The organism is Streptomyces sp. NPDC031111 (assembly GCF_055570675.1).
This window is the reverse complement of sequence record NZ_JBVIGS010000001.1, coordinates 618533-634634: the sequence shown is the minus strand read 5'-3', so window position 1 is coordinate 634634 and position 16102 is coordinate 618533. Positions and strand designations below refer to the sequence as shown.

The 16102-nt window shown below is 71.1% G+C and carries 16 protein-coding genes; 4 read left to right on the top strand and 12 right to left on the bottom strand.

Going from position 1 to position 16102, the window contains the following annotated elements; genetic code table 11:
* Positions 1–22 precede the first annotated feature (22 nt).
* On the bottom strand, positions 23–724 hold the full coding sequence (locus ACZ470_RS02790) for a TerB family tellurite resistance protein (protein ID WP_468423761.1): 702 nt from the start codon (positions 722–724) through the stop codon (positions 23–25).
* 185 nt (positions 725–909) lie between these two features.
* The gene (gene leuA, locus ACZ470_RS02785; RefSeq protein ID WP_468423760.1) at positions 910–2631 is read right to left on the bottom strand and encodes a 2-isopropylmalate synthase; all 1722 of its coding nucleotides are present in this window, start codon (positions 2629–2631) and stop codon (positions 910–912) included.
* Positions 2632–2963: 332 nt separating this feature from the next.
* On the opposite strand from leuA, the gene ACZ470_RS02780 reads away from it, so the two are divergent.
* Genes ACZ470_RS02780 through ACZ470_RS02770 form a run of 3 tightly spaced genes read left to right on the top strand, consistent with a single transcriptional unit; the run spans position 2964 to position 5691 of the window.
* On the top strand, positions 2964–4034 hold the full coding sequence (locus ACZ470_RS02780; protein ID WP_468423758.1) for a M4 family metallopeptidase: 1071 nt from the start codon (positions 2964–2966) through the stop codon (positions 4032–4034).
* Positions 4035–4055: 21 nt separating this feature from the next.
* The gene (locus ACZ470_RS02775; protein WP_468423756.1) at positions 4056–4322 is read left to right on the top strand and encodes a protealysin inhibitor emfourin; all 267 of its coding nucleotides are present in this window, start codon (positions 4056–4058) and stop codon (positions 4320–4322) included.
* Positions 4323–4380: 58 nt separating this feature from the next.
* Positions 4381–5691 (top strand): GH1 family beta-glucosidase, encoded by a 1311-nt coding sequence (locus tag ACZ470_RS02770; RefSeq protein WP_468423754.1) that lies wholly within the window; start codon positions 4381–4383, stop codon positions 5689–5691.
* On the opposite strand, the gene era is transcribed toward ACZ470_RS02770, so the two are convergent.
* Entirely contained in the window at positions 5692–6645 is a 954-nt protein-coding gene (era, locus tag ACZ470_RS02765) for a GTPase Era (protein ID WP_468423752.1), read from the bottom strand.
* A gap of 288 nt (positions 6646–6933) precedes the next feature.
* Between era and ACZ470_RS02760 the strand changes: the two genes are divergently transcribed.
* Positions 6934–7971, top strand: coding sequence for a glycoside hydrolase family 11 protein (locus ACZ470_RS02760; protein ID WP_468423751.1), 1038 nt, complete (start codon positions 6934–6936; stop codon positions 7969–7971).
* Positions 7972–8039: 68 nt separating this feature from the next.
* Here the strand turns inward: ACZ470_RS02760 and ACZ470_RS02755 are convergent, their stop codons facing one another.
* From ACZ470_RS02755 to ACZ470_RS02715, 9 genes are all read right to left on the bottom strand, one after another.
* Positions 8040–8519: a hypothetical protein gene (locus tag ACZ470_RS02755; RefSeq protein WP_468423750.1), complete on the bottom strand. Its 480-nt coding sequence runs from the start codon at positions 8517–8519 to the stop codon at positions 8040–8042.
* Between the two features lie 124 nt (positions 8520–8643).
* Entirely contained in the window at positions 8644–8997 is a 354-nt protein-coding gene (locus ACZ470_RS02750; RefSeq protein WP_468423748.1) for a cytidine deaminase, read from the bottom strand.
* Positions 8998–9017: 20 nt separating this feature from the next.
* Positions 9018–9377 (bottom strand): MmcQ/YjbR family DNA-binding protein, encoded by a 360-nt coding sequence (locus ACZ470_RS02745; protein WP_468423747.1) that lies wholly within the window; start codon positions 9375–9377, stop codon positions 9018–9020.
* Positions 9374–10681 (bottom strand): hemolysin family protein, encoded by a 1308-nt coding sequence (locus ACZ470_RS02740; RefSeq protein WP_468423746.1) that lies wholly within the window; start codon positions 10679–10681, stop codon positions 9374–9376. The genes ACZ470_RS02745 and ACZ470_RS02740 overlap by 4 nt, the downstream gene beginning before the upstream one ends.
* On the bottom strand, positions 10678–11175 hold the full coding sequence (gene ybeY, locus ACZ470_RS02735; protein ID WP_024888363.1) for an rRNA maturation RNase YbeY: 498 nt from the start codon (positions 11173–11175) through the stop codon (positions 10678–10680). Before ybeY ends, ACZ470_RS02740 begins: the two co-directional genes overlap by 4 nt.
* A 12-nt stretch (positions 11176–11187) precedes the next feature.
* Positions 11188–12258: a PhoH family protein gene (locus tag ACZ470_RS02730; RefSeq protein ID WP_468423745.1), complete on the bottom strand. Its 1071-nt coding sequence runs from the start codon at positions 12256–12258 to the stop codon at positions 11188–11190.
* A gap of 322 nt (positions 12259–12580) precedes the next feature.
* Positions 12581–13702, bottom strand: coding sequence for a carbohydrate kinase family protein (locus ACZ470_RS02725; protein ID WP_468423744.1), 1122 nt, complete (start codon positions 13700–13702; stop codon positions 12581–12583).
* Positions 13703–13806: 104 nt separating this feature from the next.
* A complete protein-coding gene (locus ACZ470_RS02720; RefSeq protein ID WP_468423742.1) occupies positions 13807–15114 on the bottom strand; it encodes a glucarate dehydratase family protein in 1308 nt (435 codons plus the stop codon).
* Positions 15111–16073 carry a 5-dehydro-4-deoxyglucarate dehydratase gene (locus ACZ470_RS02715; RefSeq protein ID WP_468423741.1) on the bottom strand — a complete coding sequence of 321 codons (963 nt, stop codon included), beginning with the start codon at positions 16071–16073 and terminating at the stop codon, positions 15111–15113. The genes ACZ470_RS02720 and ACZ470_RS02715 overlap by 4 nt, the downstream gene beginning before the upstream one ends.
* Positions 16074–16102: the final 29 nt, after the last annotated feature.

Genomic DNA, 16102 nt, shown 5'->3' with positions numbered 1-16102 from the left:
CGTCGGTTGCGACGACGCCCCGTCAGGACGGTGTCCGGGCCGCCGCCAGTAGTCGGGTCACGTCGTCGGAGCAGATGGTGAGGGCCGCGCCCACGGTGGCCAGGGCGTCGCGTTCGGCGGGGGTGTAGGGGCCGTCGGCGAGGGCGATGCGGGCGCCCTGGAGGAGGATCGACTCGCGGCCCGGGGCGGCGAGGTGGGGGGCCAGCGGATCCAGGGCCTCGTGGAGCTCGATGGCCAGACCGGCCGTGCAGGGCTCACCGGTGAAGCGGCCGGTGTCCGCCTCCAGCGCCTCGACCAGCGCGGCCAGCTGCTCCTCCGTGCAGTCGTCGAAGCCGGCGGCGCGCACCCCGACCGCGGCCGTCTCCAGCGAGGCGCGCGAGCAGGTGCCGCCGGCGGCCAGCACGGCGAGGGCGACGGTGTGGACGGCGTCGCGGAGCATCGCGGAGAAGCGGGTGGTGGTGGGGTGGTCCAGGACGTCGGTGCCGAAGTGGCGACGGCAGGCCGCGCATTCGACGACCGGCCCGGTCTCACCGCGCGGCAGCACCGGCACGCCGAACAGGGCGAAGCGGCGGTGTCCGGTGAGCCGCTGGTAGTTGCGGTCGCCGCCGCAGCCGGGGCAGAAGAACTCCCCGTCACCGACGGCCGTCCACGCGGTGCGGGTGCCCAGGAGGCGCGACAGTCTGGTGGCAGCGGCACGGCCGTTGGGTCCCCGTCCTGGCAGCACGTCGCACCTCCATAACCGCCACAGCGTCGTCGCCGCGCTTGCGTGATGTTAGCCACATCAAGGAGGTGGAGTCAGTACCCCGGACGAGACCTTTCCGTGACCCGCGCATCGAGATGGCCGGTATACGACGGGGCCCCGCCCGCCGTTTTCCGGCGAGCGGGGCCTCGGACCGCCGATTCGGCTGGTCAGCGCGCCGCGCGGTTGACGGCCGAGACGACCGCCTTCAGCGAGGCCCGCGTGGTGTTCGCGTCGATTCCGATGCCCCACAGCACCTTGTCGCCGATCGCGCACTCGATGTAGGAGGCGGCCTGCGCGGAGGCGCCCTCGCTCATCGTGTGCTCCTGGTAGTCCAGCAGCCGTACGTCGATGCCGATGCCCTGGAGCGCGTGGAAGAACGCGGAGATCGGGCCGTTGCCGGTGCCGACCAGGGTGGTCTCCGTGCCGTCGACGGTGGCCTCGACGGTGAGGGTGTCCACGCCGTCGCGGTCGGTGGTGCTCTGGCCGTTGGCGACCTGGATACGGCCCCAGGGGTTCCGCGGGTTCGGCAGGTACTCGTCCTGGAAGACCGCCCAGATGTCGGCCGGGGTGATCTCGCCGCCCTCGGCGTCCGTCTTCGCCTGGATCAGCTTCGAGAACTCGATCTGCATCCGGCGCGGCAGGTCCAGCTTGTGGTCGTTCTTCAGGACGTACGCGATGCCGCCCTTGCCGGACTGCGAGTTGACGCGGATGACGGCCTCGTAGGAGCGGCCGACGTCCTTGGGGTCGATGGGCAGGTACGGGACCGCCCACTCGATGTCGTCGACGGTGACGCCCTTCGCGGCCGCGTCGGCCTCCATGGCGTCGAAGCCCTTCTTGATGGCGTCCTGGTGGGAGCCGGAGAAGGACGTGTAGACCAGGTCGCCCACGTACGGGTGGCGCGGGTGGACGTCCATCTGGTTGCAGTACTCCCACGTACGACGGATCTCGTCGATGTCGGAGAAGTCGATCTGCGGGTCGACGCCCTGGGAGAACAGGTTCATGCCCAGGGTGACCAGGTCGACGTTGCCGGTGCGCTCGCCCTGCCCGAACAGACAGCCCTCGACGCGGTCGGCGCCGGCCATCAGCGCCAGCTCGGCGGCGGCCACCGCCGTACCGCGGTCGTTGTGCGGGTGGACGGACAGGCAGACGTGCTCGCGGCGGGAGAGGTTGCGGTGCATCCACTCGAAGCGGTCCGCGTGCGTGGACGGGGTGGAGCGCTCGACGGTGGCGGGCAGGTTGAGGATGATCTCGCGGCCCGGGCCCGGCTGGTAGACGTCCATCACCGCCTCGCAGACCTCCAGCGCGAAGTCCAGCTCGGTGTCGGTGAAGATCTCCGGGCTGTACTGGTAGCCGAACTCCGTCTCCGGGTCCAGCAGCTTCTCCGCGTACTCCATGACCAGCCGCGTGCCGTCGACCGCGATCTGCTTGATGTCGTCCTTGGAGCCCCGGAAGACGACCCGGCGGAAGACGGGGGCGGTGGCGTTGTAGAGGTGGACGGTGGCGCGCTTGGCGCCCTTCAGGGACTCCACCGTGCGCTCGATCAGGTCCTCGCGGGCCTGGGTCAGTACGGAGATGGTGACGTCGTCCGGGATGGCGTCCGGGTCCTCGATGATGGAGCGCACGAAATCGAAGTCGGTCTGGCCGGAGGCCGGGAAGCCGACCTCGATCTCCTTGTAGCCCATCTTGACCAGCAGGTCGAACATCGCGCGCTTGCGGGCGGGCGACATCGGGTCGATCAGGGCCTGGTTGCCGTCGCGCAGGTCGGTGGAGAGCCAGCGGGGGGCGGTGGTGATCCGCTTCTGCGGCCACGTGCGGTCGGGGATGTCGACCTGCTCGTAGCGGCCGTACTTGTGGATCGGCATGGGACTGGGCTGCTGGCGGTTCGCCATGATGCGTGGGCTCCTCGATGGTCCGCGGGGTGTCCTTGACGGGACGGCCGACGGCGCAGCGCCAAACTCCGCGGGGAGGGGGTCGGCCTCTACTGCAGACCCTCACCGCGGCAGCTAAGGAGAAGCAGCCCGAAACGCATGATGCTCCGCAGCTTAACCGAGCCGTGCGTCACACGAGGGTCCGTATCAGTATGCGGGACCGCGGGGAGGAACCGGGCGAAAAGTGCCGTATACCACTGAAGGACCTCCTCCCGGGCTGCCTCGGAGGAGCGTTCCATCGATTGTGGTCGCGCGTAGTGACAGCTGCGTCACACGGTGCGATGGTTTCCGGCATGACGACCAACGGGGGCTGCCAGCCCGTCTTCTGCACCATCGTCCCGCCGCACGTCCTCGACCGGCTCGCGCAGGCCGAGGACCCCCTGCTCCACGGTCCCGCGCGCCGGACCCTCCGGCGCGACGCCTATGAGCGCACCCAGCGCCGGCTGACCACGGTCGTCGGCGCGCCCGCCGTCGCCACGCTCGCCGACGCGGAGGAGGGGAAGCCGCACCGCACCGTGCACGACGCCCGGCACGGCACCGACCTGCCGGGCACGAAGGTGCGCGGCGAGGGCGACGCACCCGGCCAGGACGCCACCGTCAACCGCGCCTACGCCGGTCTCGGCGCCACGTTCGAGCTGTTCCTCAAGGCGTACGCCCGTGACTCGATCGACGGCAACGGGCTGCCGCTGGTCGCGACCGTGCACTACGACCGCGAGTACAACAACGCGTTCTGGAACGGCGAGCAGATGGTCTTCGGCGACGGGGACGGGGAGATCTTCCTCGACTTCACCATCCCCATCGACGTCATCGGCCACGAACTCGCCCACGGCGTCACGCAGTACACCGCCAACCTGGAGTACTTCGGCCAGTCCGGCGCGCTCAACGAGTCGATGTCGGACGTCTTCGGCGCGCTCATCAAGCAGTACACGCTCGGCCAGACCGCCGCCGAGGCCGACTGGCTGATCGGTGCCGGGCTGCTCGCCCCGCGCGTGACGGGGGTCGCGCTGCGCTCCATGAAGGCCCCGGGCACGGCGTACGACGACGACGTGCTCGGCAAGGACCCGCAGCCCGCGACGATGGACGACTACGTCCGCACCGGCCGCGACAACGGCGGTGTGCACATCAACTCCGGCATCCCGAACCACGCCTTCCATCTGGCCGCCACCACCCTCGGCGGGCACGCCTGGGAGCGGGCCGGGCAGGTCTGGTACGACGTGCTGACCGGCGGGGAGCTGAAGGAGGACGCCCAGTTCACGGACTTCGCGACGCTGACGGTGAAGGCGGCGCGGGCCCGGTACGGGGACGGCGAGGAACTGGACGCCGTGAGCAAGGGGTGGGAACAGGTGGGGGTGCGGACGCTGTAGTTCCGTACTAGACACGGACCCATGCGTATTCAGGTGCGGCGCACGGGCGGTTTCGCGGGCATCGAGCGGCAGGCCGAGGTGGACACCTCGGGCCGCTCCGACGCCCACGAGTGGCACGCCCTGGCCGAGCGGGTGATGGCCGCCGGCCGGGGCACGCCTCCGGCCGGGGTGCCGGACGGCTTCGGCTACCGGATCACGGTGGACGGGAAGTCGGTGTACTGCGCGGATCCCCGGCTCACGGAGGAGCAGCGGGAGCTGATCAGGAGAGTGCTGAAGGAAGGCGCCTGACTCCCCGCGCGCGCAGGGGCGTTGACTTCGCTCACCGCCGGTGCCGATGATCCGGGCCATGGCGACGACGAACCCGATCCCCCGCTTCCCGGCCGGCTTCCTGTGGGGCGTGTCGACCTCGGCGCACCAGATCGAGGGTGCGGTGGACGCGCGCGAGCCGTCCGTGTGGGACGTGTTCACGGCCGAGCCGGGGCGGGTGCGGGACGGCTCGACGGCGGCGGTGGCCTGCGACCATGTGCGCCGCCACCGGGAGGACGTGGCGCTGCTGGCCGGCCTGGGCGTGGACGCGTACCGCTTCTCCGTCTCCTGGCCGAGGGTGCGGGCGAAGGGCGGCCTGGACTTCTACGACCGGCTGGTCGACGAGCTGTGCGCGGCGGGCGTGCGGCCGGTGCCGACGCTGTTCCACTGGGACCTGCCGGCCGGGCTGGACTGGCTGGAGCGCGATACGGCCGAGCGGTTCGCCGAGTACGTGGCGGAGGTCGCCGGGCGGCTCGGCGACCGGGTGACGAAGTGGATCACCCTCAACGAGCCGGCCGAGCACACCCTGCTGGGGCATGCGCTGGGCGTGCACGCCCCCGGCCGGAAGCTGCTCTTCGACGCGCTCCCGGTGGCCCACCACCAGCTCCTCGCGCACGGCCTTGCGGTAAGGGCGCTGCGGGCCGCGGGGGCGGGTGACATCGGGATCGCGAACTCCCACGGTCCGACCTGGCCGGCCTCGCGGGACGAGGCGGATGTGGCGGCGGCCGACTTCTACGACCTGCTCCTGAACCGGCTCTTCGCCGACCCGCTGCTGCTGGGCCGCTACCCGGACGGCATCGCCGAGCTGATGCCGGGCGACGTCGAGGCGGATCTGGAGGTCGTCGCCGAGCCGCTGGACTGGTACGGGATCAACTACTACGCGCCGACGCGGGTGGGCGCTCCGCAGGGTACGGAGATCGACTTCGGCGGCGTCCGGATGCCGGCCGAACTCCCCTTCTCGGTGCGGGAGATCGAGGGGTACCCGGTGACGGACTTCGGCTGGCCGGTGGTGCCGGAGGCGCTGACGGAACTCCTCACCGGCTTCCACGCGCGGTACGGCGACCGCCTCCCACCGGTGGTGATCACCGAGAACGGCTGCGCGTACGAGGGGCTGGACGACCCGGACCGCATCGCCTACCTCGACGGGCACCTCCGCGCGCTGCACCGGGCGGTGGAGGCGGGCGTGGACGTGCGCGGCTACTTCGTGTGGTCCCTGCTGGACAACTTCGAGTGGGCGGAGGGGTACGCCCGCCGCTTCGGTCTGGTCCACGTCGACTTCGGCACGCAGCGGCGCACGCCGAAGGCGTCGTACGACTGGTTCAGGGACCTGCTGCGCGAACAGCGCCGCTGATCAGAAGCCCAGCCGCCGCAGCTGCTTCGGGTCGCGCTGCCAGTCCTTGGCGACCTTCACGTGCAGGTCGAGGAAGACGGGTGTGCCGAGCAGGGCCTCGATCTGTTTGCGGGACTTGATGCCGACGTCCTTCAGGCGCTTGCCCTTGGGGCCGATGACGATGCCCTTCTGGCTGGGGCGCTCGATGAACAGGTTGGCGTGGATGTCGAGGAGGGGCTTGTCGGCGGGGCGGTCCTCGCGCGGGAGCATCTCCTCGACGACCACGGCGATGGAGTGCGGCAGCTCGTCGCGGACGCCCTCCAGGGCGGCCTCGCGGATCAGTTCCGCGACCATGACCTGCTCGGGTTCGTCGGTGAGGTCGCCCTCGGGGTAGAGGGCGGGGCCCTCCGGCATCAGGGGGATCAGGAGGTCGGCCAGCAGGTCGACCTGCGTGTTCGCGGTCGCCGAGACCGGGATGATCTCCGCCCAGGTGATGCCGAGCTCCTGGCCGAGCTGGTCGACGGCGATCAGCTGTTCGGCCAGCGCCTTGCCGTCCACCAGGTCGGTCTTGGTGACGATCGCGACCTTCGGGGTCTTCTTGATCCCGGCCAGCTCCTTGGCGATGAAGCGGTCGCCGGGGCCGATCTTCTGGTCCGCGGGGAGGCAGAAGCCGATCACGTCGACCTCCGCCCAGGTGGTGCGGACCACGTCGTTCAGCCGCTCGCCGAGCAGGGTGCGCGGCTTGTGCAGTCCGGGGGTGTCCACGAGGATCAGCTGCGCGTCCTCGCGGTGCACGATCCCGCGCACGGTGTGCCGGGTGGTCTGCGGCCGGTTCGAGGTGATCGCCACCTTCTGCCCGACCAGAGCGTTCGTGAGGGTGGACTTGCCCGCGTTGGGGCGGCCCACGAAGCAGGCGAAGCCGGCCCTGTGGACGGCCTCGGCCGGCTGCTCGGATGACTGGGTACGAACACTCATGCCGCCCATTCTCCCTGATCCCCGGACCTCATCGAGCACGGCCGGATTCCGGCCCGTCGGCCCCGCTCCTCACGTCCGAAAGTTTCGAACCAACGAGCCCGAGGAACCCCCTCCACTCTCCCCCACGGGGCAGCCGCCGCACCCATCCCGCCCCGGCATTGCAACGTTTTCCAACGCCGAATAGTTTCGAAGACATTACGAAACCATTGACAACTCCCCTGCCTCCAAAGACTGTTGGGTCGCTCCCCGGTCATGCGTCACAGGCGATTCATGAGGAGGAACAGTCCCATGAGCGAAACCCCCCACGGCTCCGGCCCACGTCAGGTCAGTCGCAGACGGTTCGTCCTCGGCGGTGCCGGGGCGCTGGCGGCGGCGGCCGGGTCCGGACTGCTGCTGCCCGGCACGGCACGTGCCGACCAGGTCCTCACCAGCAACGCGACCGGCACGTACAACGGGTACTACTACTCCTTCTGGACCGACGACCCGGGCTCCGTCACCATGACGCTGGGCGCCGCCGGGCAGTACAGCAGCCAGTGGAACAACACCAACAACTGGGTGGGCGGCCTCGGCTGGAGCAACGGCAGCCGCCGGAACGTCACCTACTCCGGCACGTTCAACCCGGGCAGCAACGGCTATCTGGCGCTGTACGGATGGACCGCCAACCCGCTGGTGGAGTACTACATCGTCGAGAACCACGGCCCGTACAACCCGGGGTCGGCCGGCCAGCAGCGCGGCACGGTCAACGCCGACGGCGGTACGTACACGATCTACGAGTCCACGCGGGTCAACGCACCGTCGGTGGAGGGCACCAGGACCTTCCAGCAGTACTGGAGCGTCCGGAACAGCAAGCGGTCCAGCGGCACCATCAACACCGGCACCCACTTCGACGCCTGGGAAGCGGCCGGGATGCCGATGGGAGCCTTCAACTACTACATGATCATGGCCACCGAGGGCTACCAGAGCAGCGGCAGCTCCAACATCACCCTCGGCGGCGGCGGGGGCACCCCCACGGACCCGCCGCCGACGGGCGCCTGCAACGCCACGTACCGCACCACCAACGCGTGGAACAACGGCTTCACGGGTGAGGTGACCATCACCGCGGGCAGCGGAGGCGTCAGCAACTGGCGCGTGCCGGTGACGTTCGCGAGCGGCCAGACGGTCACCTCGATCTGGAACGGCACCGCGAGCTGGAGCGGGAACGTGATGACCGTGACCCCGGTCAGCTGGAACCGCACCCTGAGCGCGGGGCAGTCGGCCTCGTTCGGTTTCAACGTGAGCGGGTCCAATACCACGGCGCCGTCGGTCGGCAGCTGCGGCGCGGGCTGACGCGGGAGGCCACCACGGTAGCGGCCGGGCACCCGTGAGGTACCCGGCCGGCTGTCCGCCCGGTCTGATCAGTCGAAGACGAACGGGCCCGGCGACTGCGGCCCGGTCGCCGTGCAGGTGATGGTGATGAAGCCGAAGGCGGTCACCTTCAGCGAGCCGCCGAACGCCTCCAGGCTGTCCCCGGAGGCGACGGTCCCGGTGAGGGGGCCGACCTCGAGGGCGTCACCGGTCGCCATGGCCGGGTTCTTCGTGCCCTTGAAGACGGTGGTGCCGCCGCCCGCCTTCACCAGGGTGAGTTCCGAGACGAGTGAGTCCTGGCCGATCGCGAGCGGTGCGGTGACCGCGGAGGTGTTGAGGGTGATGGTGGCGGACGTGCCGTTCTGGGTGGCCCTGAGGGTGGCGTCGCCACCGCCGTAGCTTCCGCAGTCGGCGTTGACGGTGGCCGTCCCGGGGGCGACGGCGGCGGCGGTGGGGGCTAGGGCGAGCCCGCAGACCGCGAGGGCTCCTGCGACCAGGGACGCACCTGTTCCGATTCGCTTGCCTCTCATGGGATTCCGGTCCCTTTCCGTGGGGGGAGTACCGGCGGTTCCATTGATGCGCGGGAGGCAGGGAGCGACAAGGTTGAATTCCGGCCTACTTACCGCCGGTAACAGATGGGTGTCCCCCGCTGTCTCAGCCCGCGGTGACCGTCTCCCGGACGGTGCCGTCCGTGCCGGCAACCAGCACCGGGGTCGCGGGGCCTCCGAGGTCCCGTACGGCCGCGCGGTCCTCGGGCGACGCCGACTCCGCCTCCGTCACCACCGCCGCCGCCTCCAGTGACGTCGCCCCGGAGGCCACGGCCATCGCCACCGCCGTCTGGAGGGCGCTGAGCTTCAGGGAGTCCAGGGCGACGGTCCCGGCGACATACGTCCGTCCGGTCTCGTCGCGTACGGCCGCCCCCTCGGGCACGCCGTTGCGGGCCCGCGCGGAACGGGCCAGGGTGACGATCTTGCGGTCCTCGGGGTCGAGCGCGCTGCTGTCGGTCATGATCCGAGCATAAGGGGGCCTCAGGGACGGTCGAGGCGGAGGCGGTCGGCTCGCGGCAGACCGGCCACGACCAGGTCGTAGGAGTCCTCGACCAGTTCCCTGACCAGCCGGTCGGGGAGGGAGCCGTCCACCGTGACGGTGTTCCAGTGGCGCTTGTTCATGTGCCAGCCCGGGACGATCAGGTCCGGGTGCTCGGCGCGGAGGCGGATCGCGTCCTCCGGGTCGCACTTGAGGTTGACGGTGAGGGGCTCGGCGTCGAGGTTCGTCAGGGCGAAGAGCTTGCCCAGGACCTTGAAGACCGAGGTCTCCGGGTTGAAGGGGAACTCCTCCACGGCCGCGTTGAAGGACAGGCACAGGGCGCGCAGCTGCTGCGGGGTCACTCCGGCCCCTCCTCCCCGCCGGGCGGGCCCGCCGGCGCCACCGGCTCCACCAGCACCGTCACGATCTTGTTCCGGCGTCCGGCCGCCGCCTCCGCGGTCAGCCGCAGCTCACGGGCGTCGGGGAGCGCGACCACGGACGAGGCGCCCGCGATCGGCACCCGGCCGAGCTGCTTGGCGAGCAGCCCGCCGACAGTCTCCACGTCCTCGTCGTCGAACGCCTCCAGGCCGTACAGCTCGCCCAGGTCGCCGATGTCGAGGCGGGCGGTGACCCGGTAGCGGTCCTCGCCGAGCTCCTCCACCGGGGGCAGTTCACGGTCGTACTCGTCGGTGATCTCGCCGACGATCTCCTCGAGGATGTCCTCGATGGTGACGATGCCCGCGGTGCCGCCGTACTCGTCGACGGCGACGGCGACGTGGTTGCGCTCCTTCTGCATCTCGCGCAGCAGGTCGCCGGCGTTCTTGGTGTCGGGCACGAAGAAGGCCGGGCGCATCGCCGTCGACACCAGGTCGTTCTCGGCGTCCCGGCTGATGTGCGTCTTGCGGACCAGGTCCTTGAGGTAGACGATCCCGACGATGTCGTCCTCGCTCTCGCCGGTCACCGGGATCCGGGAGAAGCCGGAACGCAGGGCGAGGGTGAGGGCCTGGCGGATCGTCTTGTACCGCTCGATCACCACCAGGTCGGTGCGCGGCACCATCACCTCGCGCACGAGCGTGTCGCCCAGCTCGAAGACCGAGTGCACCATGCGGCGCTCCTCGTCCTCGATCAGCGACTCCGCCTCCGCGAGGTCCACCAGCGCGCGCAGCTCGGCCTCGGAGGCGAAGGGTCCGTGCCGGAAGCCCTTGCCGGGGGTGAGCGCGTTGCCGATGAGGATCAGCAGCGACGGGATCGGGCCCATGATCCTGGCCAGCGGCACCAGGACGTACGCGGCGGCCGTCGCCGTGTTCAGCGGGTGCTGGCGGCCGATGGTGCGCGGGGAGACCCCGACGGCGACGTACGACACCAGGACCATGATCGCGATGGCGATCAGCAGCGCCTCGGCCGTCCCGTCGAACTCCCTGAGACAGCCGTAGGTGATCAGCGCGGCGGCGGCCATCTCGCAGGCGACGCGGACCAGCAGCGCCACATTGAGGTAGCGGGTGGGGTCGGCGGCGATCTGCGCGAGTCTGGCGCTGCCCCGGCGGCCGGAGCGTACGGCCTCCTCGGCGCGGAAGCTGGAGACGCGCGCGATGCCGGCCTCCGCGGAGGCGGCGAGCCAGGCGACCACCACCAGCGCGATCGCGCCGAGGACGAGTTGCGGGCTCATGACACGGTCGGGGCGGGGGACGGGCCGGTCAGACCCTTCTCCGCGCGCCAGCCGTCCACGATGGCGGCCTGGAGACCGAACATCTCGGCCTTCTCGTCCGGCTCCTCGTGGTCGTAGCCCAGCAGGTGCAGCACACCGTGGACGGTGAGCAGCTGGAGCTCCTCGTCCATGGTGTGCCGCGTCGGTGCTTCCTCGCCCTGCTTGGCGGCGACCTCGGGGCAGAGCACGATGTCGCCGAGCAGCCCCTGCGGCGGCTCGTCGTCGTCCTTGGACGGGGGCCGCAGCTCGTCCATGGGGAACGACATGACGTCCGTCGGCCCGGGCAGGTCCATCCACTGGATGTGCAGCTGCTCCATGGCGCCGGCGTCCACGACGATCACCGAGAGTTCGGAGAGCGGGTGGATACGCATCCGTGCGAGCGCGTAGCGGGCGATGTCGAGGATCGCCTGCTCGTCGACCTCGGTTCCGGACTCGTTGTTGACGTCGATCGACATCTGGTGCTCGGTCTACTTCCCCTTGTGCCCGGACTTGCCGCGGCCGCCCTTGTGGGTGCCGTTCTGGGTGCCGTGCTTGCTGTCGTACTGCTCGTACGCGTCGACGATACGGCCCACCAGCTTGTGCCGGACGACATCGTGGGACGACAGCCGGGAGAAGTGGACGTCGTCCAGGCCCTCCAGGATGTCCTGCACCTGCCGCAGGCCGGACTTGGTGCCGTCCGGCAGGTCGACCTGCGTCACGTCACCCGTGATCACGATCTTCGAGTCGAAGCCGAGGCGGGTGAGGAACATCTTCATCTGTTCGGGGCTGGTGTTCTGGGCCTCGTCCAGGATGATGAAGGCGTCGTTGAGCGTGCGACCGCGCATGTACGCCAGCGGCGCGACCTCGATGGTCCCCGCCGCCATCAGCCGGGGGATCGAGTCCGGGTCGAGCATGTCGTGCAGCGCGTCGTACAGCGGGCGCAGATACGGGTCGATCTTCTCGTAGAGCGTGCCCGGCAGGAAGCCGAGCCGCTCCCCCGCCTCGACGGCAGGACGGGTCAGGATGATGCGGTTGACCTGCTTGGACTGGAGGGCCTGCACCGCCTTGGCCATGGCGAGGTACGTCTTGCCGGTGCCCGCCGGGCCGATGCCGAAGACGATGGTGTGCTTGTCGATCGCGTCCACATAGCGCTTCTGGTTGAGCGTCTTGGGGCGGATCGTGCGGCCGCGCGAGGACAGGATGTTCTGCGTGAGCACCTGGGCCGGGGTCTCCTGGCCGTCGCTCTCCCCGTTCTCGCTCGCCTTGAGCATGGCGATCGAGCGTTCCACTGCGTCCTCCGTCATCGGCTGCCCGGTGCGGAGCACCAGCATCATCTCGTCGAACACGCGCGAAATGAGGGCGACCTCGCCTGCGTCGCCGACCGCGCTGATCTCATTGCCCCGGACGTGGATGTCGGCCCCCGGGAAGGCCTTCTCGATCACGCGCAGGAGGGAGTCTCCGGACCCCAGCACGGTCACCATGGGGTGCTGGGCGGGGACGGTGAACTGCACTTTCGCCTGTCCCTGCGCGGGGGTGTGAGCTGTGGGTGTCTGAGTCATGGGCCGGCTCTGAAGGCCTGCGGTTCCTCCTCGTCACGGCCGCACGGCTGAGGGCGGCCTCGCGCTTCCCAGAGTACGCCGCGGGGGTGACAAGGCCGTAGGCCTTTTACTCGGACTCAGGACCACTGCGGCGCGGTGGGGGCTGATCGCGCAGTTCCCCGCGCCCCTTGAGGGACGTGCACTGGACGCCCCTGAAAGGGGCGCGGGGAACTGCGCGACCAGCCACACACGACCCGCGCCCGGGAGGTGGGACCAGCCGCCCCCTCGCGGGGGTATGGGGGCGGAGCCCCCGAGACAGGGGTGCGGGGCCGAGCCCCGCTCCTCACGCCGACCGGCGGAAGCCGATCGTCGGCACCGCCCGCCGCAGCGGCCACGGCCGCACCAGCTCCCCCGAGACCAGGTCCGCCAGGAACCCGTACCGCCGCAGCGCCGAGGGGTCCTGCCCCTCGACCGACTGCACCCTCCGCCACCACGCCCCGATCTCCGCCCACCCCGGCGCCGACAGCGACCCCCCGAACTCCTGGACGGACAGCGCAGCCGTGAGCCCCGCGAAGGCGAGCCGCTCCGCCAGCGACCACCCCGCCAGCGACCCCGCGACGAACCCGGCGACGAACACGTCCCCCGCCCCGGTCGGATCGAGCGCCTCGACGGCGATCGCCGGCACCGACGCGGTCTCCCCCGTGCGCCGGTCCACCGCGTACGCGCCCTCCGCGCCGAGGGTGACCACCGCGACCGGCACATGCTCGGTGAGGGCCCGCGCGGCCGCGCGGGGGCAGTCCGTGCCCGTGTACCGCATGGCCTCCTCCGCGTTCGGCAGGAACGCCTCGCAGTGGCGGAGGTCGGACAGCGCCGCCAGTTCCCACGCGCCGGTGTCGTCCCAGCCGACGTCGGCGAAGATGCGGGCGCCCTTGCGCCCGGCCTGCGCGATCCAGGGCGCACTGCGCCCCGGGGTGAGGGAGGCGACGGCGGCACGCGCGCGGGGCGGGCAGTCGGGGGCCGGTTCCTCGGGGGGAGGTTCATGGCCGTGGGAGACCATCGTGCGCTCGCCGTCGTAGGCCATGGAGACGGTGACCGGGGAGTGCCAGCCGGGCACCGTGCGCGACAGGGAGAGGTCGATGCCCTCGCCCTGTTCCAGCGCGTCCCAGCAGTACTCGCCGTAGTGGTCGTCGCCGAACGCCGCGGCGAGGGAGGTGCGCAGGCCGAGGCGGGCGAGGGCGGTGGCCATGTTGGCGACGCCGCCCGGGCTCGACCCCATCCCGCGCGCCCAGGACTCGGTCCCGCGCACCGGGGCGGAGTCGAGCCCGGTGAAGATGATGTCGAGGAAGACGGTGCCGGTGAGGTAGACGTCCCAGGGCGGGTCGTCCGGTGCGCGCAGGGCGGCGAGCGGATCGACCTGGGGCGAGCAGTTCGATCCCTTGACGTGGGCCTTCCCGGTGGACGCCATCACGGTGCGCTCCCTGACGTGGTGCGGTTCAGGCCAGTGTGCACCACACCACCGACAACGTGACCGGCGTCACGCCATCCCCACGCCCCCGTCGGCCGGGAACCTCACCAGCGCGGCACGGCCGGGGTGACCCAGTGCGGGTCGGCGACGCGCATGGCCGCCGCGTCGTCGCGGTCCCGCAGGGAGCCGTCGTCGTCGAGCCACCGCCGGTGGAGGAGGGCCAGCCGGTCGCGGTCGAGTGCGACGCCCAGTCCGGGCGCGTCCGGGACCCGCACGGCGCCGTTCTCGAAGGTGAGGCGCTCGGTGAGGACGTCCTCCGACTGCCACGGGTAGTGGGAGTCGCAGGCGTGGTGCAGGTTGGGCACGGTGGCCGCGACGTGGGTCATCGCGGCGAGGCTGATGCCCAGATGGGTGTTGGAGTGCATGGAGACGCCGACGCCGAAGGTGCGGCAGATCGCGGCGAGCTGCTGGGTGTTGCGCAGTCCGCCCCAGTAGTGGTGGTCGGAGAGGACGACCTGGACGGCGTCGCGGGTGAAGGCCTCCTTGATCTCGGCGAACGTGGTCACGCACATGTTGGTGGCGAGGGGGACGGCGGTGCCGGCGGCGACCTCGGCCATGGCGGGGGTGCCGAGCGCGGGGTCCTCCAGGTACTCGAGGAGGTCCCCGACCTCCTCGGCCACCTTCAGCGAGGTCTCGACGGACCAGGCGCCGTTGGGGTCGAGGCGCAGGGGGTGGCCGGGGAACGCGGCGGCGAGGGCGCGTACGGCGGCGATCTCCTCGTCGGGCGGGAAGACGCCGCCCTTGAGCTTGAAGGACGTGAAGCCGTACCGCTCCTTGAAGAGCCGGGCCTGCTCGACGATGCCGGCCGGGTCGACGGCGGCACCCCAGTCGTCCTTCTCCGCCGGTACGCCCTCGGGGTGGGCGGCCCACTTGTAGAAGAGGTAGGCGCTGTACTCGACGGTGTCGCGCACCTTGCCGCCGAGCAGGGCGTGCACGGGCAGGCCGAGGCTCTTGCCGAGGGCGTCGAGGCAGGCCACCTCGAGGGCGGAGAGCACGGACAGGCGCAGCTTGTCGGCGGTCTGCACGCCGCGCAGTCCGCCGACGTCGACCTGGCCGGAGACCCGGGAGGCGTCGACGGCCACCTGGTCGGCCTCGGTGAACAGCCGGTTCAGGTCGTCCACCCGGCGGCCGACGAGCCGGTCCGCGAGCGGCCCGGCCAGGTCCAGGTACTTGGCGTCGCCGTAGGTCTCACCGAGGCCCGTGGTGCCGTCGGCGGTCACGACCTCGACGATCAGACGGGGGGTGTACGGCTGGTGGACGCCCTGCGTGTTGAGCAGGGGCGGGTCGGCGACGAGGATCGGCGTCAGCCGGACCTCGGTGACGGTCAGGTCGCGGGAGGGCGGCGGGGTCACAGGGCGGCTCCTACGAGGTCGAGTCCGGCGGTGAGCAGGCTGCGCAGGTCGGCGAGGTCGCGGGGCGAGGGGTCGGTGAGGGGGGCGCGCACGGGGCCGACGGGGCGTCCGCGCAGCCGGGCCGCCGCCTTGACCAGCGACACCGCATACCCGGGGACGCGGTCGCGCAGTTCGACGAACGGCACGTAGAAGCCGCGCAGCAGTTTGTCGACCGTGCCGTGGTCGCCGTCGCGCAGGGCGGTGAAGCAGGCGCTCGCGATCTCGGGGGCGAAGGCGTGCACGGCGGAGGAGTAGGCGGGGACGCCGACGGTCGCGTAGGCGCGGGCCTGGATCTCGGCGGTGGCGGCGCCGTTGAAGAAGAGGAAGCCCTCGGGGGCGGCGAGGGTGAGGCGCTGGAGCCGGTCGAGGTCGCTGTGGCCGTCCTTGAGGCCGATGACGTTCGGCAGGGCGGCGATGCGCCGCAGCGAGTCGGCGGTGTAGGCGACCTGGCCGCGCTGGTAGGTGATGAGCGGCAGCGGGGTGCGGGCGGCGATGGCCTCCAGCTGGGCGACGAGGCCGTCCTGCGGGGCGGCGACGAGGTAGTGCGGCAGGACGAGGAGGGCGTCGGCGCCGGCGTCCTCGGCGATGCGGGCGAACCGGGTGGCCTGCGCCCAGCCGTAGCCGATGCCGGCGACGACCGGCACCCGGCCCGCGTTCTCCTGGACGGTGAGGGCGACGACCTGCCGGTACTCGTCCTCGTCCAGGGAGAAGAACTCGCCGGTGCCGCAGGCCGGGAAGACGGCGCCGGGGGCGGCGGCGAGCCGCTCGGCGACGTAGGCGCGGAAGCCGTCCGGATCGAGGGAGCCGTCCTCGTGGAAGGCGGTGAGCGGGAAGGACAGCACCCCGTTCGCCATGCCCTCCTTCAGGCGTCGCGCCACGGCGGCCGTTCCGCTCGGGTCCGTATCGGGACTCACCCTCACTCATCTCCCCATGTAGACGTCATCCATGT